Source organism: Brevibacterium aurantiacum, assembly GCF_900169065.1.
GTDB classification, from domain to species: Bacteria; Actinomycetota; Actinomycetes; order Actinomycetales; family Brevibacteriaceae; genus Brevibacterium; species Brevibacterium aurantiacum.
The window spans coordinates 110,505-130,346 of sequence record NZ_FXZB01000004.1 but is presented as its reverse complement, the minus strand read 5'-3'; the positions used below and the strand labels follow the sequence as shown (position 1 = coordinate 130,346).

Sequence of the window (19,842 nt, the reverse complement as noted above, 5' to 3'; positions counted from 1 at the left end):
TGCGGCACCAGTGGCTGAGCTGCGACGTCAAGTGCCCTGTCGGGGAGCAGCGGAGGGCTGTCCTAAAAACTTTTTCTCCCCCGCGGAATAAACCTTCGCTCCGCAAAGTTGAGTCTAGTGTACGCAACTTTAGTGAGGCTGAGCTTGACTGCTCGAGTCACGAAGATAATACTTGAGTGCAGTTGGCTCAATGTGTGCGGTCGAGTGGGTCCACCGCTCGTCCCCGCAGCAGGAAATGCTGTGGAAGCCCGGTGGTGGATCCGCCCGATCGCACACATTCGAGTCGAGAGTACTCACGATATGTAAGGAGAAACGTTATGGCACGTGCAGTTGGAATCGACCTCGGAACCACGAACTCCGTCGTCACAGTCCTCGAAGGCGGTGACCCTAAGGTCATCGCGAACGCGGAAGGCGGTCGCACGACCCCATCCGTCGTTGCTGTCAACAAGAACGGCGACTCCCTGGTCGGCGAAATCGCCAAGCGCCAGGCCGTCACGAACATCAAGAACACCGTCGCTTCGGTCAAGCGCCACATGGGCACCGACTGGTCCACCGAGATCGGCGGCAAGAAGATGTCCGCTCCGGAGATCTCCGCCCGTATCCTGCAGAAGCTCAAGCACGACGCTGAGGAATACCTGCAGGAAGACGTGACTGACGCAGTCATCACCGTTCCCGCATACTTCAATGACGCCGAGCGTCAGGCCACCAAGGATGCCGGTGAGATCGCAGGACTCAAGGTCTCGCGCATCATCAACGAGCCCACCGCTGCAGCTCTGGCCTACGGCCTCGAGCGCGGCAAGGAAGACGAGACCATTCTGGTCTTCGACCTCGGCGGCGGTACGTTCGACGTCTCCCTGCTGGAAGTCGGCAAGGACGAAGACGACTTCTCCACGATTCAGGTCCGTGCGACCTCGGGCGACAACCGCCTCGGCGGCGACGACTGGGATCAGCGCATCGTCGACTGGCTCGTCGGTGAGGTCAAGAACGGATACGGCGTCGACCTGAGCAAGGACGCAACCGCAATCCAGCGTCTGAAAGAAGCTTCGGAGCAGGCCAAGAAGGAACTCTCCTCGGCCACCAGCACCAACATCTCGCTGCAGTACCTGTCGATGAGCGAGAACGGACCCATCCACCTGGATGAGACCCTGACCCGCGCGAAGTTCGAGGACCTGACCAAGGACCTCCTCGAGCGCACCAAGGCTCCGTTCCACGCAGTCATGAAGGACGCAGGCGTGTCCGTTAACGAGATCGACCACGTCGTGCTCGTCGGCGGTTCGACCCGTATGCCCGCCGTCTCCGCCGTCGTCACCGAACTCACCGGAGGCAAGGAGCCCAACAAGGGCGTCAACCCCGATGAGGTCGTCGCGATCGGCGCAGCCGTGCAGGCCGGTGTCCTCGTGGGTGAGCGCAAGGACGTTCTGCTCATCGACGTCACCCCGCTCTCGCTCGGACTCGAGACCAAGGGCGGCGTGATGACCAAGCTCATCGAGCGCAACACCCCGATCCCGACCAAGCGTTCGGAGACCTTCACCACCGCTGAGGACAACCAGCCCTCCGTGTCGATCCAGGTCTTCCAGGGTGAGCGTGAGTTCACTCGCGACAACAAGAACCTGGGCACCTTCGAGCTGACCGGCATCGCTCCGGCTCCTCGCGGCGTGCCGCAGATCGAGGTCGCCTTCGACATCGACGCCAACGGCATCGTGCACGTGTCGGCCACCGACAAGGGCACCGGCACCGAGCAGTCGATGACGATCACCGGCGGTTCCGCGCTCCCGAAGGAAGACATCGACCGCATGGTCAAGGAAGCCGAAGAGCACGCAGACGAGGACAAGAAGCGCCGTGAGGCCGCTGACACTCGCAACAATGCGGAGAACCTCGCCTACCAGACCGAGAAGCTCGTCACCGACAACGAGGACAAGCTGCCCGAAGAGGTCAAGACCGAGATCAACTCGGACGTTGAGGCTCTCAAGGAAGCGCTCAAGGGTGAAGACGACGATGCAGTGAAGACTGCCTACGACAAGCTCGTCGAGAACCAGCAGAAGATCGGCGAAGCCATCTACAGCCAGCAGGGTGGTGCCGAAGGCGCCGCTGGTGAAGAGACCGCAGCCGGTGCAGATGCAAGCGCTGACGACGATGTCGTCGACGCTGAGGTTGTCGACGAAGAGGACGAGGAGAAGAAGTAATGACTTCCGAGGGCAACGATCCGTCGTCCGAGGAGCCAGGCTTCACCTTCAGCGACAAGCGCCGGATTGATCCGGACACCGGTGAACTCCGCCCAGAGGCCGACTCAGCGTCGGCCTCGGCGGAGACCGGTGAGGCCGATGTCGCGAACGACGCCACCGGTGCCGCAGGCGCCGACGACGTCCAGGGCGCGGAGGAGGATCTGGCTGATGCCAGCGACCTCGGCGTCGACATCCCGGCCGACGCTTCGACGTTGAACGACACCGAGGCTGCTCAGGGCGAAGAGGCTGCCGAACCCGCACCGGGAACTGAGGCTGCAGCGCACCTGGCCGACCTCAAACGCATCAACGCCGAGTACGCCGCCTACCGGATGCGGGCCGATCGCGAACGCGAGCGGGCTGCGACCGGTGGAACGATCAAGGCCGTCGAGGCCCTGATCCCAGTACTCGACGAAGTGCGCCTGGCGCAGGAGAACGGCGACGTCACGGGGCCTTTCGAGACCCACGTGAAGAAGCTGGTCGACTCGCTGAACAAGGTCGGCGTCGAGCAGTACGGTGAAGTCGGCGACGAGTTCGATCCGCGGCTGCACGAGGCACTCATGCAGCAGCCATCGGACGACGTCGAGACTCCGACCGTCTTCCTGGTCATGCAGCCGGGCTATCGCATGGGTGACCGGGTCATCCGTGCGGCACGCGTCGGCGTGCAGCAGCCGGAAGACTGAGAACCACACCCTCGCCGAGGTGGTCCCACCACCGTGGAACCACCTCGGCGGCGGTCCGGATCACCCGGGATGACAATCCCGGGGTTGCGGATTGTGAGGAGACAATTGAATACACTGATGAAGAAGACACGGAAGGAGGTGCCAGGTGAATACCGGTCCTCAGAATGATTGGTTCGAAAAGGACTTCTACAAGACCCTCGGCGTCTCCAAAGATGCTTCCGACGCAGAGATCAAAAAGGCCTACCGCAAGCTGGCACGCAAGTACCACCCGGATGCTAACCCAGGTGACTCCAAGGCTGAAGACAAGTTCAAGGAGCTCGGCCAGGCACATCAGGTGCTGTCTGACAAGGAATCCCGCGCCCAGTATGACCAGGTCCGCGCCATGGGCGGCGGAGCCAGGTTCACCGGTTCCGGTGGACCCGCAGGCGGTTCCGGCGGCGGATTCGACGACGTATTCTCCGACCTCTTCGGCGGAGGCGGACGGACACGGACCCGCTCGCCCTACGGCGGAGGCGGGGGAGACGTGCCCCCAGATCTCGCTGACCTTCTCAACGGCTTCGGCGGAGGAGGCTACGGCGGTGGCGGTTTCGGCGGCGGCTATTCGCCACCGACCAAGGGCGGGGACATCAAGTCCAACACCACCCTGTCGTTCACCGAAGCGATCAACGGAGCCTCGGTGAAGCTGAACATGCCGGGTGGGAAGCCGCTGACCGTGCGTACACCGATCGGGGTCAAGGACGGGCAGAAGATCCGCCTGGCCGGCAAGGGCAAGACCAGTCCGAACGGCGGCGAGCCCGGCGACGTGATCCTCACCGTGCACGTGAAACCGCACCCGGTATTCACCCGTGACGGTGACAATCTGCGCATGGACCTGCCCGTCAGCTTCGACGAGGCGGCCCTCGGCGCTGAGGTCAAGGTGCCGACCCTGGGCGGAACGCCCGTCAAGGTCAAGGTCGCACCGGGGACACCCTCGGGACGGACCCTGCGCGTGCGGGGCAAAGGTGTGAAGACGAAGAAAGGCACCGGCGATCTGCTGGCTACGGTCCAGATCGCGGTGCCGAAGAACCTGTCCAAGGAGGCCAAGGCTGCGGTCGAGTCGTTCAGGACTGCGACCGAGGGTGAAGACCCCCGCGCCGGCCTCCTGGACAAGGCCAAAGCCAGTTGAGGTGATGAAACACAATGCACATGCACATTTCGTCGAGTGCTGCGGTGTATGTCATCTCGGTGGCGGCGGATCTGGCGGGTATGCACCCGCAGACCTTGCGGCAGTATGACCGACTGGGTCTCGTCACCCCCGAGCGCACGGCAGGACGCGGTCGTCGCTACTCCGGTCAGGACATCGCCGAGCTGCGCATGATCCAGCAGCTCTCGCAGGACGAAGGCGTTAACCTCGTCGGGATCAAGAAGATCATCGACCTGCAGAATCAGGTCGATGCGCTCAAGTCCCGGAACGAGGAGCTGGAGACCGAAGTCAGGTCTCGGATGTCAGCGAAGGAACGCGAAGCTCGTGTCTTCGCTGCCGGCACTGCTGGTGACGTCGTCTCGATCTCGCGTGGCAGGCGGCCCCGGGGTCGGCCCGAGCCGGGTGCGATGGTTCTCTACAACAGGTTCAGACGCCGGTAAGCAACTGAGATTGGAGGCTGCCCGCGGCGCAGCCTCTTGTAGTCGACGCCGGCATTCGTCACTACACCGACCGTGCTGTGCCAGAATGTCGTTCATGGACGAAACTGACAAGCTCAAAAGTGCCGCGGACTCGGCCGACGACGCGGCCCAAGAAGCTGCGGACAGCAAGTGGTTCGAACGGGTTGCGCGAGCTGGTTTCGTCGCGAATGGAATCGTGCACATCATCCTCGGAGCCACCGCGGTTGCCGTTGGACTCGGTCGCGGTGGCGAGGCGGATCAATCGGGTGCGGTCCAACAGATGGCCGCACAGCCGTTCGGCATGGTGCTCATCGTCCTGTGCCTGATCGGCTGTGGGCTGATGGCCCTCTGGTGTGTGTTCAACGCCTTCTTCGGTTCCGCCTCTCTGCGCGGAGCCGGCACGAATGCCCCTCAGCATCGGCAGGGACGCCGCAGATGGGTCGAATTCATCAAAACGATCGGTTCCGCTGTTGCCTATGCCGCAGTTGCCCTGACGTTCGCCCAGTCCGTCATCGGCGGCGGATCTGATTCAGGCAAGACCAGCTCTCAGGCATCGACGACCCTGGCGAAGGCCCCGGGCGGCCTGTACATCCTCGCAGCGATCGGGGTTGTGATCGTCATGATCGGCATCGGTTTCTGTATCGCCGGGATCCGCCTCAAATGGATGGACGAGCTGCGGATGCCACGTAAGGCTCCGGTGAGCACGCTGCTGATTGCCACTGGCATCATCGGATATTTGGGCAAAGGCGCGACGCTGCTGGCAGTCGGAGCGCTCGTCGTCGTCTCGGCGATGACCGGTGACCCCGAAGAGTTCACGGGAATTGACGGAGCGCTCAAAGCGATGCGCGACCAGCCGTTCGGCACTGTGCTCATGCTCGCTGTGGGTGCTGGTCTTGTGCTCTACGGAGTCTTCCTCAGTCTGCGTGCTCGGTACGACCGGATGGATTGATGCCTCGGGCACGGCACATCGGCACAATTCCTTATGCCGGGAAATAGCCGCCCAACAGGGATGTCCGAACGTGAATGCAAGAAGAGTGCGAACCCTCCACGGGCTCGCACTCTTCTTACATTGTCATCGCCGCTGCGACGGCCGACTTATCAGATCGCTGAAGGATCCTCGACGGCCTTCTTGCGACGCATGGTCATGGTGACTGCGGCTCCACCGATGAGGAGGAGAGCAGCTCCGCCGACGAGGCCGGTCAGCTCGGTACCGGTGCGAGGCAGGTCGCCGCCACCGTTTCCGTTGCCGTCATCATCGCCGCCGTTACCGCCGTCTGCGTTGCCGTCTTCATTGCCATCTTCGTTTCCGTCGCTGCCGCCGGCGTTGGCGTCATCGCTGACGGTGAAGGCTCCGGTGAGCTCGTCGTCGCCACAGGTGACGGTGACGTCGTAGTCGCCGAGGTAGGCCGATGGGTCATTGGCAGAGGTGCCGTAGACGTTGACGGAGGCATTGCCCTCGTCATCGGCCTTGACGGTGTTGTCGTAGGCGGTGACGTTCGAGTTGCCCTTGGGGGTGACGAGGTAGTGAACGTCCGAGCCTGGCTCGCAGTTCTCGACTGCCAGGGTGACACCCTTGTTCTCCACGACGAAGTCAGCGGCCTCAATGGTCTCAGGCGAGACCTTCAGCGTGGCTTCAGCGGCCGGAGTGGTGGGCTTGGGCTCTTCGGTCTCGTCTGCGGTGACGGTGAACTTGGCAGAGTTCGAGACTTCTTCGCTTTCGGCGTCGACTGCGGAGACCGAGTAGTCGCCTGGTTCGAGGCCATCTTCTGGTGCCTCGACGGTGGTGCTGATCTTGCCGTCTTCGTCGGCCTTGACCTCTTCCTGGAAGAAGGGCGACTGAGTGGCGTTGCCCAGCACAGTCACTGCGCTGTCGGGGGTGAAGCCCTCGCCGGTGACTTTGAGGCCGTCCTTTTCGAAGTCCGAGGCGGAGATCTTCTCGGTGTTGAGGGAGACCTTCGGGTCGACTGCGGGTGCTTCTGGCTCTTCGGCGTCGCCGGTGACCTTGAAGGTAGTCGTGGCTGAGTCTTCGGCGTCTTCTGGGTTAGTCACAGTCACGGTGTAGCTGCCTACGAACGCGGGGTTGGGTTCTCCTACGCCTTCGACTGCCGTCTCAAACGCACCACTTGCGTCAGTGGTGACGGTCGTTTCATATGGGTTGACGGCCTGTCCATCGGCAGGGGTTACAGCGAGTGCGTACTCGGTGTCTGGGGTCAGTCCTTCGCCCGCGATTCCGACGCCGTTTTCGGCGAATTCTTCGACGGTGACGCTGTCGGCGGAGACTCCGATGGTTCCGGCCTGAGCGTCCGCTGAAGTTGCGCCAGAGACTTTGGCCTTCTGGAGTGCGCCAGTCTGTGATGTGGGCTGTGTCTGAGCGGGGGTCTCAGGTGCAGCCATTACTGGGGATGCGGCAAGGCCGGTGATGGCCAGGGCCACTGCGGGGGCGAGTACAAGCTTCTTCATGATGTCCTTCGTTTAAGCAGCTGAGGATGATGTCCTACGAAGGTAACAATAATGAAATATTTACAACGAGCATAGTTGTGGTCGTTTTGTTCACAGTTGTCGTACAGATCAGTCACAGGCGTCGTTGACCAGTTAGAGCAATGGGCGTGTTGGACATGGGTGCGGCCCCGACCGAAGCCGGGGCCGCACCCAGTTGCAGGCTCAGATGCTCACCTATTTGAGTTGATCATCTGCAGTGTTCATCAGAAGTCGGTAGGTGACTGTCCGACCTTCTTGCGACGACCGGTCATGGCGATTGCGGCTCCACCGACGAGGAGGAGCATCGCTCCCGAGGCAAGACCACCAAGGTCTGCACCGGTGCGTGGCAGCTGGCTGCCATCGTTGCCGCCGTTGTCGCCGCCGTCGCTTCCGCCGCCATCTGCGCCGGCGGTGACTGTGAATGATTCCTTCATCGAGTCATCGCCGCAGGTTGCGCTGGCGGTGTAGTCGCCGACATAAGCTGAAACGTTGTCAGAGGTGCCGAAGACATTGACCGAAGCCTTGCCCTCGTCGTCGGCCTGGACCGTGTTCTCGTACGCGGTGACCTGGATGCCCTTAGGGGTGACTTCGAAGTGCACATCCGCGCCGGGTTCGCAGTCCTCGACGGCCAGGGTGACGCCCTTCTTGTCGTTGGCGAAGTCCGCTGCTTCGAGCGTCTTCGGCGAGACCGTGAACGATGCTTCTGCTGGCGCTTCGGGGGTATCTCCTCCGTCGCCGTCGTCGCCGTCTTCTTTGTCTTCGGCGACGACGGTGATGTTGCCATTGAGTGTCTCCGACTCGGTGCCTTCGCGGTCGATGGTGACCGTGAACGGAACCTTGCCTTCTTCGAGGCTGTCGGGGTTGCCCTGGTAGTAGAGGTGGAGTTTGTAGTCGCCGTCGGCCTCGGCTGTCTCGGTGTCTCCGGTCAGCGAGTCGGTGATCTTGTCACCCTTTTTCACGCCGGTGACGGTGACGGTGACGCCCTTGTCCTTGTTGGCGAGATCCGCTGCGGTGATCTCCTTGGGGTCAACCTTGAGCGATGCATCGATCGCCTCAACGGCGTCGTCCTCGGTGACGGTGACTTCGACCGGGGCGCTCTTTTTACCGGTCTCATCGTCGATGAAGGTGAGCGAGTACTTGCCAGCTTCGATCGATTCAGGCGCGGTCACAACTCCGCTGACATTGCCATCCTCGTCGGCAGTGGCCTTGTCAGCCTGTGGTGCGGCACTCTGTGCCGAAACGGCTTCGCCCTGGACACTGACGGTGCCGTTGGGGCTGAAGCCCTCACCGGTGAACTTGAGTCCATCCTTCTTGAAGTCCTCGACCGAGATCTCATTGGTTGAGAGCGAGACCTTCGGGTCAACGTCGGAGACCTCGTCGACGACGTTGATCTCTCCTTCGAGGGTGACCGAATCTTCGCCTTCGCGATCGATGGTGACTGTGAACGACTTCTTACCCTCGGCGAGATCTTCAGCTGCACCCTGGTAGTAAAGGTGTAGCTTGTAGTCGCCGTCTTTTTCGGCGGTTTCGGTATCTCCGGTCAGGGAGTCTTTGATCTTGTCGCCCTCTTTCACGCCAGAGACGGTGACGGTGACGCCCTTGTCCTTGTTCGCGAGATCCTCGGCGGTGATCTCCTCGGGATCGACAGTGAGCGAGACCTTGGGGTCAACGTCGGCCTTAGTGACCTTAACCTGAGTCTGCAGGCTCTCGGCCGAGACGCCTTCGCGCTGGACCTTGACGGTGAGGGCCTTCGAGCCTTCGGTGAGGTCTTCTGCATCGCCGTTGTACTTGACGTTGAGAGTTGCGGTCGAGCCGGAGGCCGTCGTGGCCGGTGCGCTCAGGCCGGAGGTTGAGAGCTTGTCACCCTTCTCCAGTCCGGTGACCGTGACCTTGACTCCCTTGGTGGCGAGATCTTCGGCCGAAACCGACGAGGCGGCGACCTTCAGCTGAGCGTTGATCTCCTCGACATCGTCCTTGTCGTCGGAGTCGTCCTTCTTCGGCTCGTCATCCTTCGGCGCAGGCTTCTTCGCGTCCTTGGCATCATCGCCGGACTTCTTGTCTGCCTTGTCGTCAGCCTTCTTCTTATCGTCGGCTGCTTTCTTGGCTGCGGCCTTCTTGTCAGCAGCCTTCTTCTCGGCTGCGTCCTTCTTCTCCTGCTCAGCCTTCTCTTTGGCTTCCTTCTCAGCAGCGGCCTTTTCCTCGTCGGCCTTCTTCTGCGCGGCCTCTTCCTTGGCGAGCTTGTCGGCCGCTTCTTTGTCCTTCTTGTCCTGCTCGGCCTTTGCTTCAGCCTTGGCAGACGCGGAATGGGTGGAGGGGGTCTCGGCGGCGGCGACTGGGGCGGCCACCAGACCTGTGAACGCGAGGGCCACGGCCGGCGCGAGAATGAGCTTCTTCATTGTCAGTGCCTTCAATCTAGAGAGTGTGAGGGGGTGCACATCTGAAACTCATACTAGGTTCGAAGGATTCTCTAAACTATTTGCGTAAGTTTTGTTCAGTGGTATTTGCAGTAACACTTTGGTGAACAAAGGGTGCGCAGTGAAACACTCCCGTGATGTAACTATTCGGTAACTACCGGGCCTTTGCCCTCAGATGGGCCAGGCCTCGGCTCGGATCTGCTTGCGCTGCTCGACCGTCGGCACACGAACGGTCAGCGCTGCGGGCATGACCTCCATCGCCAGATATCCTGACTGGCCGATCGGATCTCCGTCCAGCTGCACATCGAGTTCCTCGCCGGATTCGATGACGACCTTCTGGCACTTGCGAATGTCCGTGTGCAGACCCTTCGAGGTCTTCCGGCCCAGCACGGAGGCCAGGACGCCGACCCACTGGCCCAGGTTCTTCGGGCTGACGATGAGGACGTCGAGCATCCCGTCATCGATGACAGCCTGGGGCAGCAGCTGAATGCCGCCCTGCAACTTTCCGCAGTTGCCGCCGAGGACCGAACGCACGCGGGCCGAGACCCGATAGTCGTCGTCGAAGGTCACCTTCACCTGGCTGGGTCGACCGACGAGCTTCCGGGACCCGGCTTCGACATAGGCCAACCAGCCCAGGCGGGACTTGAGGTCGGAATTGGTGTCGGCCATGACGGCCGCATCGAACCCGAGTCCCGTCATCACGGTGAACACGTGAGTGTCCCCATCCTCGGCGGTCTTCGCGGTTCCGACGTCGATCTTCCGGTTGCGGCCCCACAGTGCGATGCGCAGCGCCCACTCGGTCTTGTCGAGGACGATGTCGAGGTTTCGCGACAGCAGATTCCCCGTTCCCAGTGGGACGATCCCCATCGGTGTCTCTGACCCGGCCAGCGCCGAGGCGACTGCGCGGACCGTGCCATCACCGCCGGCGGCGATGACGACGTCGACCCCCTCATCGAGTGCGCGGGAAGTGGCTCCCTCACCGGAATCCTCTGGTGTGGTCTCGATGACCAACGGCGGGTTCCAGCCTTCGAAACGGCAGATCGCCTCGGCGGTCGAGGATAGTCTGCTGACATCGGCCTTGGTGGGGTTGACGACGAGGGCGGCCCGGTAGCGACTGGAGAGCTCGATCTCAGTCGACTCAGAGTCAGTGCCGCGGGCATACTGTCGAACTCGGCTCAGCGCACGACGCGTCCCGATGCGGTGGCCGACGAAGAACGCGACGATCAGCACAACGATGATGCCGGCGACGACGAACCACGTCATCATGGGGTCTAAAGCAATGGTCATGCCCCAAATTTACAGTGCCCAACTCGGGTGGGAGTTGCTCACCCACCTCTGGCGCGCCGCTGACCCTCCTACGAGCCCGCCGAATATCGAAAAGACTCCCATACCGTTAAGCTGAGAGGGTGATCGATCTAGTGCTCCTCAGAGAAAACCCGGACCTGTTCAAGGCATCGCAGGAGGCCCGCGGCTCGTCCGTCGACCTCGTCGACGAAGTCCTGGCTGCGGACTCCGCACGCCGTTCTGCCATCACCGCGTTCGAGGACGCACGCGCAGATCAGAAGTCCTTCTCCTCCCAGATTGCGAAGGCACCCAAGGACGAGAAGCCTGCCCTCATCGCCGCAGGCAAAGAGAAGTCGGCCAAGGTCAAGGCGCTGCAGGCCGAGTCAGAGGAAGCCACCTTCGCGTTCGACAAGCTCGCGTCCAAGCTCCCGAACCTCATCGTCGAGGGAATCCCCTCCGGCGGCGAGGAGAACTTCGTGACCCTGAAGACCGTGGGCGAGCCCCGCGACTTCAGCAGCGACGGCTTCGAGCCTGCCGACCACCTCGAGATCGGTGAGACGCTCAAGGCCATCGATACCGCCCGCGGCACCAAGGTCGCAGGTTCGCGCTTCCACTACCTCACCGGATTCGGCGCCAAGCTGGAGATGGCCCTGCTCAACCTGGCCCGCGATGTGGCCGAAGAGGCCGGTTTCATCCCGACCATCACACCCACGCTGGTCAAGCCCGAGGTTATGCGCGGCACCGGCTTCCTCGGCGAGCACGCCGACGAGGTCTACCGACTCGAAGCCGATGACCTGTTCCTCGTCGGCACCTCCGAAGTGCCCCTGGCCGGACTCCACATGGACGAGATCATCGACCTGAGCGACGGTCCGCTGCGCTACGCCGGAATCTCCTCCTGCTACCGCCGCGAAGCCGGTTCCTACGGCAAAGACACCCGCGGAATCATTCGCGTCCACCAGTTCCAGAAGGTCGAGATGTTCGCCTACGTCGAGATCGAGAACGCCGAGGCTGAACACGAGCGCATGCTCTCTCTGCAGGAGAAGATGCTGGGCCTGTGCGAACTGCCCTACCGCGTCATCGACACGGCAGCCGGTGACCTCGGCGACTCCGCGGCACGCAAGTTCGACTGCGAAGCTTGGGTACCGACTCAGGGCACCTACAGGGAACTGACTTCGACCTCGAACTGCACGACCTTCCAGGCACGTCGCCTGCAGGTCCGCGAACGCTATGACGGAGCCACCCGCCCCGTCGCCACACTCAACGGAACCATGGCCAACACCCGCTGGCTCGTCCCGATCCTGGAAAACCACCAGCAGGCCGACGGCTCGGTCACGGTTCCCGCGGCACTGCGCCCCTACCTCGGCGGCATGACCGCACAGGGACCAGAGGGCCCGCGTTACTGAAGCCACGATCCTCACGCTTGGAGAGAAATTGCCCGAACACCTCATCGCGCTCGACATCGACGGCACCGTCGTCAACTACGACGGCTCCCTGTCCGAACCCGTCCGCCAGGTGCTGACCCAGCTTGTCGACGCCGGTCACCATCTCGTCATCTCCACTGGACGGGCGCTGCCCGGAGCACTTGAGGTCGTGCACGCACTCGGCCTCAAGGAAGGATTCGTCGTCTGCTCGAACGGATCCGTCGTCGTCAAACTCGACCCGGCCGCTCCGCTGGGGTGGGAGATGCACCACGTGGTCTCCTTCGATCCCAGGGACGCACTGGAGAAGATGCACGAGGCACTGCCCAGCGCACTGTTCCTCGTCGAGGACCCAGACCTGCACCGTTGGGCCTCGGGACCGTTCCCCATGGGTGAGCTCGCGGAATCGGACACGCTCGACATCGTCGACTTCGACCAGCTCCTGGAGAAGCGGGCCACTCGCATCGTGATGCGTGAGGTGAACGGCACTGCAGAGGAGTTCGCCGAGGCGGTTGACCGTCTCGGACTCCACGAAGTCAGCTATTCGGTGGGCTGGAGCAACTGGCTCGACATCGCCCCCGACGGTGTCTCGAAGGCCAGCGGCCTCGAACTCGTCGAATCTGAACTTGGAATCGACCATGAGCTGACCATCGGCGCCGGTGACGGACTCAATGACATCGAAATGATCGAATGGGTCCACCACGGGATCGTCATGGGCCAGTCGAAGGACGTGCTCAAGCAACATGCCTCAGTCGTGACGAAGTCTGTCGACGACGACGGCCTGGCCGTTGCCCTCGTTGACTACTTCGACCTCGACGCCAAGGTGCTCTCATTCACCGGTTCCCGCGCCACCCACGGCTGACGCTCAGCGCGAGGTGCGGGCGTCGAGCACTGCGTTCAGGTAGCGGGCGACGCCGTCCTCATCGACTGAGTCGGTGACGGTGGCCGCGCAGTCCTTGACCGACTGCAGTGCATTGCCCATGGCCACACCGTGGCCGGCCCAGGTCAGCATCTCGATGTCGTTGGGCATGTCCCCGAACGACATCACCTGCTCGCGTGCCACGCCGAGGTGCTTGCACAGTTCTTCGAGCGTCTTGGCCTTCGTCACCCCAGCCGGCGCGAGTTCGACGAGTCCGTTGACCGGGTCGGAGAACGAGGCATGGCAGTTGGCGGCGACAAGTGGGTCGAGCAGATCGTGGAGGGCTTGCGAATCGTCGGAGCCGATGCTGACGAGGATCTTCACGACGTCCCGTGTGGCCAGCTCCGACAGGTCCTCCATGACATGGGCCTGGCGCGGATTGCGTGAGATGAAGTTCTTGTCGACGAGGCCGCCGGTCAGTGTTTCGAACGCGAAGTGCGCCTCCGGGTGGGAGGCTGTGATCGCGGCGATGATCTTCTCCACCTCGGTGAACTCGATGGTGTGAGCCGAGACCACACTCGCCGAGGCGATGTCATAGACAACTGCCCCATTGAGGCAGATGACGCGGCCGAGGTCGGGGATCTGTTCCGCGATCGCTTCCAGCCATCTGATCGGCCGGCCGGTGACGAGGACGAAGGGGATGCCCATGTCCTGGCAACGATGGATCGCATCGATCGTCGCGTTGGAGATGGGTTTCCAATCGAGCAGGAGCGTGCCGTCGATATCGCTGGCCACGAGGCCCACGTCGAAGCCCTCCGGCGGTGTCATCGTTGCCTTCGTCATGCTTCGTGGCCTTCGTCGATGGCGGCCTGGGCACGTTCGAGCAGCTGTGCGGCATCGGAGATGAAACGTTCGGTCGCCTTGGCACTCGGTTCGATTGGTCTGCCGGCGATGATCTCTGTGCGGGCCATCGAGGCCGCCAGCACCGCCTCGGCGACCTTCGATGAGGCCTTGGTCAGCAGTTCGGGGGTGTCGCCGACAGCGTTGCGGGTGTGGCTGGGAACGACCTGACCGGTGACCGGATGGTGGGCGTGCAGCCACGCGGTGACCTCGTCGACGACGGGCACCAGATCGTTGAGGCGCTGCGTCCCATCGACGATCGTGTTCGCGTCGGCGGAGGTGCCCTGACCGTCGCTGGGCAGCTTGTGGATGGCCACGGAGGTGGTGTAGTAGCGGTCGACGGCGCGGATGAACCTGTCGCGGTTGTGCCGCCAGAGTCCGGTGCCGAACTGTTGGTCAGGGCCCTTGCGCGATGAGGAACCGGCCGACTTTTCCCGACGGGAGAAGATGTTCTTCACAGGTAGTTGCCTGGGCGAGGAACGTCGGAATCGTCGTGCTTCTGCTCGTTCTCGGCTGCGCCGGGAGCCGCGCCGGGGGGCACCACTCCCGGTGGCAGTTGGCCATGGCCCGCGATTCCCTGTTGTGCCATGGCCTGCTGCGCCATGATCGCGGTCTGGATGCCGTGGAAGAGTCCCTCCAGCCAGCCGACGAGCTGGGCCTGGGCGATGCGCAGTTCGGAGTTGGTCGGAGGTCCGTCACTCGTGTCGAAGGGCAGGTCAAGGCGTTCGAGTTCGTCGATGAGGTCCTTGGAGAGCCCATCTTCGAGCTCGTCGATCGACCGGCGGTGGATCTTGGCCAGGCGTTCGCGGCCCTTCTCATCCAGATCGGTGCTGCGGACCTCTTCGAGGAGCTGCTTGACCATAGTCCCGATCCGCATCACCTTCGCAGGGGAGGACACATCGGCCTGGGACGAAGACTGTGCCACGGAGTCGCCTTGCTGCTCGGATGCACTCTCGGACTGATCAGGACTGTTGATCATGATCGGATACCTTCTTCCTGCGCGGGGGCTCAGGCGAACTGGGCCCCAGCCTCAACGAACCTCAGACGCTCTGTGCCGACTTCGCGTTCTGTGCTGACTCGTCGGCGATGAGCAGCACCTTCCCGATGCTCGTGCCCTCTTCCAGCGCGGTGTGGGCCTTGGGAGCCTCGGACAGCGGCATCGTCTCATGGATGATCGGACGGATGTCACCGGAGATCACGGCCGGCCACAACTCTGCGGCCACCTCGGCGACGATCTCGATCTTCTGTTCCTTGGGACGTGCTCGCAGCGTCGTTCCCGCCACCGATTTGCGCGGCTGCATGAGGGAGGCGATGCTCAGCTCGGCCTTCGCCCCGCCCTGCATGCCGATGATGACGAGGCGTCCGTCGGTGCCCAGGGCCTTGACGTTGGACTTCAGGTACTTCGCACCGATGATGTCGAGGATGACGTCGGCGCCGGTGGAGCCGTCGGGGCGCACGCAGATCTCGTGGACGCGTTCGACGAAGTCCTCTTCGCGGTAGTTGATGACGGCATCGGCACCGAGGTTGCGGCAGAATTCGGCTTTGCGCTCGGATCCGACGGTGACGACGATCTTCACGCCGAGGTGCTTGGCGATCTGGATCGCGGCCGTGCCGATTCCCGATCCGCCGCCGTGGACGAGCAGCCATTCCCCGGCCTGGATGTTCGCGTTGCCGACGATGTTGGAATGCACGGTCGACAGAACCTCGGGCAGGCCCGCAGCCTCGGTGAGGTCGAGACTGTCAGGGACTGGAAGCAGCTGACCTGCGGGGACGGGAACCGACTCGGCGTAGCCTCCGCCGGAGAGGAGGGCGGCGACTCGGTCGCCGACCTTCCAACCGGTGACCTCGGAACCGAGCTCAGCGATCGTTCCGGAGACCTCGAGGCCCGGGATCAGAGTGGCACCGGCCGGTGGATCGTAGAATCCCTGACGCTGCAGCAGATCGGCGCGGTTGACGCCGGCAGCGTGGACGGTGACGAGGACTTCGTCGGCTGCGATGTCCGGCGTCGGCTCCTCGGTGATCTGGAGAACGTCGGGGCCGCCTGGTTCAGAAATCGTGATTGCTCGCATGATTCCACTCTAGTGGTTTGCCCGACGATCGGCCCGGGCCGCTCTGTGCTGCGAGACAGCGCTGAGTCCCGAGGCCCTCAGGCACTGAGTCCCGAGGCTCTCAGTCGAAGAACCTCAAGCGAAGAGACGGAACATCGGCGAGTTCTGGTGCACGCGTTCGATCTCGATCTGTGAGGCGTCCATGCGTTCGAGCAGGTTCGGCAGGTCCTCGGCATTGCCGAGTTCGATGCCGACGAAAGCAGGGCCGGTCTCGCGGTCGGAGCGTTTGACGTACTCGAACATCGCGATGTCGTCCTCGGGGCCGAGGATCTCGTTGAGGAAGCGCCGCAGAGCGCCGGGCTCCTGTGGGAAGTCGACGATGAAGTAGTGCTTGAGGCCCTCGTGGACAAGTGAGCGTTCGAGGATCTCGGGGTAGCGGGAGATGTCGTTGTTGCCGCCGGAGACCAGACACACGACAGTCGATCCCGGTTCGATGGTGATCGGCTTGGCAGTCCCGGGTGCCCCGATGGCCGCCGAGGCGATGGCACCGGAAGGCTCGGCGATGATGCCGTCGACCTGGTACATGTCGAGCATCTCCGTGGCGACGGAGCCCTCAGGCACGGGGCGGACATCGACGTTGAGTTCGGAGACGATGTCGTAGGTCAGGGCGCCGGCGCGTTTGACCGCGGTGCCGTCGGCGAAGGGGTCGATGTTCTCCAGGGACACCGGTCGTCCGGCCTTGAGGGCCGCGATCATCGAGGCAGCACCTGCGGGTTCGGCGCCGATGACGGTGGTGTCGGGAAGGTGCTCGGCCGCGTAGGCGGCGATGCCGGAGATCACTCCGCCGCCGCCGACGGGCACGATGATGTAATCGGGGGCGGCTTGGAGCTGGTCGGCGATCTCCACAGCCACTGTTCCCTGGCCGGCGATGGTGCGCAAGTCATCGAAGGCGGAGACGAGGAGGGCGTCATTGCGTTCGGCGTACCGGTGGGCCAGTGCCGATGCATCGTCATAGGTGGAGCCGGAGATTTCGATGGTCACCCGGTCGCCGCCGAAGTGGCGTACGCGTTCGATTTTCTGCCTCGGCGTGGTCTTGGGAACGAAGATGGTGCCCTGGATGCCCAGTTCCTTGCACGCGCGGGCGAAGCCCTGGGCGTGGTTGCCCGCCGAGGCGCACACGACGCCGCGGGCGCGCTCGGTCTCATCAAGCTGGAGCATGAAGTTGAAGGCGCCCCGGATCTTGTAGGAGCGCACCATCTGCAGATCCTCGCGCTTGAGGTAGACGGTGGAACCGGTGGCGGCGGAGAGCCGCTCCGAAATCTGCAGGGGAGACTTAATCACGGAGTCGGCAATTCGCGTCGCGGCCGCTTCGACCTCGTTCGCGAGTGTTTGCTGCTGGGGTGATTCGTCTGTTTTCAACACGACTCCATTGTGCTCCTTCTGTCTTGCGCTTGTGCAAGTCGTTCCGAGATAAGGACACTTGGCAGGCCGCTGACCGGTACGGGGACAGTGGTCTGCTGGTGCGCTGAAGGGAAGGAAAGTGGCGCTGAGTTGATGATTTCTGGTGCGCCCTGAACAGCGCGAAGGTCGTAACATGATTGGATGGAGATGCCCGTAATTCCTTCAAGGAGGCGACATGGCCATCAGCAGTGAGCTGGAGCAACTGTTAGCCGGCTGGATACCTCGGCAGTCGTGGTTTCCCAAGCTCGCCGCAGACTTCGGAACCGACCCCGATATCACCCCGATGTCGGTGGCTCGCGCCTTCGTATACAAGGCCGAGGAGCTCGGCGGTTTCGCCGGCCTCGTGACCGTGATCTCTGTCGGTGACGGACCGACCCTGCGCCGGCTCAACATTCCGCTCTCACTGCGCGGAGTCGAAGACATGCACCTGCGCAAGTCGCTGATCGGTCAGATCGACGACCTGGCCCTGGGCCACGTCTACGTCTACGACGGCGCGGCAGACCCCGTCTTCGTCAACCTCATGGCCGACGCGATCACCAAGCGCAAGGTCTTCGACGGCGGCCAGCTGAGCACCGAATCCCTGCGGCACAGCCAGGAGAAGGCAGAAACACGGGACACCCTGCCCTCCCAGTCGCCATCGACTGCCCATAGCGGTTCCCCCGCCGAGGTGGTTCCACCGAAGCCATCGAAGGCTGCCCTGGTCGCCGATACCCGTGAAGAGCTGCCCGTCGACATCCGACCCATCGAGGTCGCCGACGCCGGTGCCTCCAAGTCAACGGTCATCATCCACGACGAGTACGAGCCGATGGAGCTCAGCTTCTTCCGCGTGCTGGAGAACGGGATGCCGTCATCGCTGACGATTCCAGTCCTGCTCACCGAGGCTGGCTCCCGCAGCGTTCCCGAGGTCATCGGCTGGGGCTCGGGCCGGTGGTACGACATGTTCGAAGTCACCGAGATGGAAGCTCCGATGGCGCTGCTGTCCCATGTCGACGTCGACGCCGAACCCGCTTGGCGCGAGGCTGTCGACATCGTGTGCGCCGTTGACTCCGGTTCGATCGGTGCCTACAACGCTCAGGCCGCGGAGATGGGTCGCCGCATCGGCGAACTCCACTCGGACATGGCTGCCGAATTCGGCATCGTCGAAGGCCGTGGAGAACCGACGAAGCAGCTGGCCAAGAAGTGGATCGAACGCATCGACTGGGCGTTGGGCCGTGCCCCGCTGGCCCTGGACTCTCTGGTGCCCGAGCTGCGTGCCCACCGCGCGAAGCTGCAGTCACTCGAGACGATCGGTGTGCTGCAGAAGATCCACGGTGAGCTGACGCTCGATCACGTGGTGAGTTCCGGCACCGACGGCTATTCGGTCGTGAAGTTCACGGACTCGACGAACTCGGATCCCAAGCCGGTGGCACTGGACCTCGTAGCCCTGCTGCGCAGTATTGACTATGCCGCTGGTTTCGCTCGCCTGCAGCGGACCGGCGAGCTCGAATCCGAAGACGGCGGGCTCGTCGTCAACGGCTTCGGCAATGACGCCTCCGCGCTGCGGACCATCTACGACTCTCCGGAGTTCCTGTGGGCATCGCAGGTGCAGAACTCGCTGCTGAGCGGATACTCCCGTGCCCGGGGCGAGAGCCTGGGCCTCGGCGATCCCGTGCTGCGCGCGGCCCTCATCGACAGGCTCCTTGTGGAGGTCGTCACCGAGCTGCGCAACCGGCCCAACTGGCTCTCGGTTCCGCTGTCGACCCTAAGTCTCGTCCTCAAAGGCAAACCGGCTCGTTCCGGTGATGCCCCCGCCGAGGCTGATTCGCCATCCGAGCCTGTTTCGCCAGCTGTCCCTGCGCAGGCCCCTGCGGCTGCCGCCGACGTCGCTTCCGACGTCTCGGCTGAGGCCGATGATTCGGCTGAGCCCGACTCCGACTCTTCATCCGAGGTTGAGGCTGTGGATTCTGACAAGAAGAAAGCAGAGAAGCCTGCTGTAGTGGTCGAAGCCGACGACGCTCTGACCGACGCCGACACCACCTCGGATGCCGACACCACCTCGGTGGTGGACGACGCGGTAGAGCCGGAGACCTCGGACGACGCAGAGCCCGCCGAGCCTCAGTCGCGCCCTACCATCGAGCAGGAGCCGGCAGCACCGTCGGTCGGTGCTTCCAGACAGAGCAAGATTCGCCGTCAGAGCCCCGCTGAACTGGCTGACTCGGCCGAAGAGGAGTTCGAGGACGAAGAAGACGAATTCGTCGTCTCACCCGTGCCCGCGACCTTCGCTGCCCGCGGTGCCGCCGCGGAAGATTCGGATTCGACAGGTCGTCACATCGTGCAGGAGGGAAAGCACGAGAAGCCACAGCCTGAAGGTTCCGACAAGTCGGCGACCGATGATTCTGAGCAGTTGCCCACCGAAGTTTCTGATCAGGACACCAGCACGGGGAAGCACTGACTCCAG

The 19,842-nt window shown here is 63.1% G+C and carries 16 protein-coding genes; 8 read left to right on the top strand and 8 right to left on the bottom strand.

What is annotated here, in order from left to right; translation table 11 throughout:
• The first annotated feature begins 317 nt into the window (after positions 1-317).
• The 5 genes from dnaK (at position 318) to BAUR9175_RS04195 (ending at position 5,492) form a co-directional block, all read left to right on the top strand.
• Positions 318-2,183 carry a molecular chaperone DnaK gene (gene dnaK / locus BAUR9175_RS04215; RefSeq protein WP_101583051.1) on the top strand — a complete coding sequence of 622 codons (1,866 nt, stop codon included), beginning with the start codon at positions 318-320 and terminating at the stop codon, positions 2,181-2,183.
• On the top strand, positions 2,183-2,902 hold the full coding sequence (locus BAUR9175_RS04210) for a nucleotide exchange factor GrpE (protein ID WP_096178397.1): 720 nt from the start codon (positions 2,183-2,185) through the stop codon (positions 2,900-2,902). The genes dnaK and BAUR9175_RS04210 overlap by 1 nt, the downstream gene beginning before the upstream one ends.
• A gap of 145 nt (positions 2,903-3,047) precedes the next feature.
• Positions 3,048-4,067 carry a DnaJ C-terminal domain-containing protein gene (locus BAUR9175_RS04205; RefSeq protein ID WP_101583050.1) on the top strand — a complete coding sequence of 340 codons (1,020 nt, stop codon included), beginning with the start codon at positions 3,048-3,050 and terminating at the stop codon, positions 4,065-4,067.
• Positions 4,068-4,081: 14 nt separating this feature from the next.
• Positions 4,082-4,525 carry a heat shock protein transcriptional repressor HspR gene (locus BAUR9175_RS04200; RefSeq protein ID WP_009882590.1) on the top strand — a complete coding sequence of 148 codons (444 nt, stop codon included), beginning with the start codon at positions 4,082-4,084 and terminating at the stop codon, positions 4,523-4,525.
• A gap of 94 nt (positions 4,526-4,619) precedes the next feature.
• Complete coding sequence (locus tag BAUR9175_RS04195) at positions 4,620-5,492, top strand: DUF1206 domain-containing protein (RefSeq protein ID WP_009882589.1); 873 nt, start codon at positions 4,620-4,622, stop codon at positions 5,490-5,492.
• Between the two features lie 149 nt (positions 5,493-5,641).
• Here BAUR9175_RS04195 and BAUR9175_RS04190 read toward each other — a convergent pair whose 3' ends face one another.
• The 3 genes from BAUR9175_RS04190 to BAUR9175_RS04180 form a co-directional block, all read right to left on the bottom strand.
• A complete protein-coding gene (locus tag BAUR9175_RS04190) occupies positions 5,642-7,003 on the bottom strand; it encodes a COG1361 family protein (protein ID WP_009882588.1) in 1,362 nt (453 codons plus the stop codon).
• Positions 7,004-7,245: 242 nt separating this feature from the next.
• On the bottom strand, positions 7,246-9,432 hold the full coding sequence (locus tag BAUR9175_RS04185; RefSeq protein WP_125240796.1) for a hypothetical protein: 2,187 nt from the start codon (positions 9,430-9,432) through the stop codon (positions 7,246-7,248).
• Positions 9,433-9,606: 174 nt separating this feature from the next.
• The gene (locus tag BAUR9175_RS04180; RefSeq protein WP_029416838.1) at positions 9,607-10,722 is read right to left on the bottom strand and encodes a diacylglycerol/lipid kinase family protein; all 1,116 of its coding nucleotides are present in this window, start codon (positions 10,720-10,722) and stop codon (positions 9,607-9,609) included.
• Positions 10,723-10,841: 119 nt separating this feature from the next.
• Here BAUR9175_RS04180 and serS point away from each other — a divergent pair, with 119 nt between their 5' ends.
• Both serS and BAUR9175_RS04170 read left to right on the top strand, forming a co-directional pair.
• Positions 10,842-12,122 carry a serine--tRNA ligase gene (serS, locus tag BAUR9175_RS04175; protein ID WP_101583046.1) on the top strand — a complete coding sequence of 427 codons (1,281 nt, stop codon included), beginning with the start codon at positions 10,842-10,844 and terminating at the stop codon, positions 12,120-12,122.
• 28 nt (positions 12,123-12,150) lie between these two features.
• Positions 12,151-12,999: an HAD family hydrolase gene (locus BAUR9175_RS04170; protein ID WP_101583044.1), complete on the top strand. Its 849-nt coding sequence runs from the start codon at positions 12,151-12,153 to the stop codon at positions 12,997-12,999.
• Between the two features lie 3 nt (positions 13,000-13,002).
• On the opposite strand, the gene BAUR9175_RS04165 is transcribed toward BAUR9175_RS04170, so the two are convergent.
• From BAUR9175_RS04165 to ilvA, 5 genes are all read right to left on the bottom strand, one after another.
• Entirely contained in the window at positions 13,003-13,839 is an 837-nt protein-coding gene (locus BAUR9175_RS04165) for an HAD family hydrolase (protein WP_241211301.1), read from the bottom strand.
• Positions 13,836-14,354, bottom strand: a complete 519-nt coding sequence (locus tag BAUR9175_RS04160; RefSeq protein WP_096159837.1) for a hypothetical protein — start codon at positions 14,352-14,354, stop codon at positions 13,836-13,838. The genes BAUR9175_RS04165 and BAUR9175_RS04160 overlap by 4 nt, the downstream gene beginning before the upstream one ends.
• Positions 14,351-14,875 carry a proteasome activator gene (locus BAUR9175_RS04155; protein ID WP_101583042.1) on the bottom strand — a complete coding sequence of 175 codons (525 nt, stop codon included), beginning with the start codon at positions 14,873-14,875 and terminating at the stop codon, positions 14,351-14,353. Before BAUR9175_RS04155 ends, BAUR9175_RS04160 begins: the two co-directional genes overlap by 4 nt.
• A 61-nt stretch (positions 14,876-14,936) precedes the next feature.
• Positions 14,937-15,965 carry an NAD(P)H-quinone oxidoreductase gene (locus BAUR9175_RS04150; RefSeq protein WP_101583041.1) on the bottom strand — a complete coding sequence of 343 codons (1,029 nt, stop codon included), beginning with the start codon at positions 15,963-15,965 and terminating at the stop codon, positions 14,937-14,939.
• A 114-nt stretch (positions 15,966-16,079) separates the two neighbouring features.
• Positions 16,080-17,366 carry a threonine ammonia-lyase IlvA gene (gene ilvA, locus BAUR9175_RS04145; RefSeq protein ID WP_101583039.1) on the bottom strand — a complete coding sequence of 429 codons (1,287 nt, stop codon included), beginning with the start codon at positions 17,364-17,366 and terminating at the stop codon, positions 16,080-16,082.
• A gap of 214 nt (positions 17,367-17,580) precedes the next feature.
• On the opposite strand from ilvA, the gene BAUR9175_RS04140 reads away from it, so the two are divergent.
• Positions 17,581-19,836, top strand: a complete 2,256-nt coding sequence (locus tag BAUR9175_RS04140) for a maltokinase N-terminal cap-like domain-containing protein (protein ID WP_101583037.1) — start codon at positions 17,581-17,583, stop codon at positions 19,834-19,836.
• Positions 19,837-19,842 lie beyond the last annotated feature (6 nt).

Excerpts from the sequence above, each read along its gene's own strand:
- BAUR9175_RS04155 (WP_101583042.1), bottom strand. The coding sequence starts at position 14,875 with ATGATCAACAGTCCTGATCAGTCCGAGAGTGCATCCGAGCAGCAAGGC.
- BAUR9175_RS04210 (WP_096178397.1), top strand. The coding sequence starts at position 2,183 with ATGACTTCCGAGGGCAACGATCCGTCGTCCGAGGAGCCAGGCTTCACC.
- BAUR9175_RS04165 (WP_241211301.1), bottom strand. The coding sequence starts at position 13,839 with ATGACGAAGGCAACGATGACACCGCCGGAGGGCTTCGACGTGGGCCTC.
- BAUR9175_RS04150 (WP_101583041.1), bottom strand. The coding sequence starts at position 15,965 with ATGCGAGCAATCACGATTTCTGAACCAGGCGGCCCCGACGTTCTCCAG.
- BAUR9175_RS04190 (WP_009882588.1), bottom strand. The coding sequence starts at position 7,003 with ATGAAGAAGCTTGTACTCGCCCCCGCAGTGGCCCTGGCCATCACCGGC.
- dnaK (WP_101583051.1), top strand. The coding sequence starts at position 318 with ATGGCACGTGCAGTTGGAATCGACCTCGGAACCACGAACTCCGTCGTC.
- BAUR9175_RS04195 (WP_009882589.1), top strand. The coding sequence starts at position 4,620 with ATGGACGAAACTGACAAGCTCAAAAGTGCCGCGGACTCGGCCGACGAC.
- BAUR9175_RS04180 (WP_029416838.1), bottom strand. The coding sequence starts at position 10,722 with ATGACCATTGCTTTAGACCCCATGATGACGTGGTTCGTCGTCGCCGGC.
- BAUR9175_RS04140 (WP_101583037.1), top strand. The coding sequence starts at position 17,581 with ATGGCCATCAGCAGTGAGCTGGAGCAACTGTTAGCCGGCTGGATACCT.
- BAUR9175_RS04200 (WP_009882590.1), top strand. The coding sequence starts at position 4,082 with ATGCACATGCACATTTCGTCGAGTGCTGCGGTGTATGTCATCTCGGTG.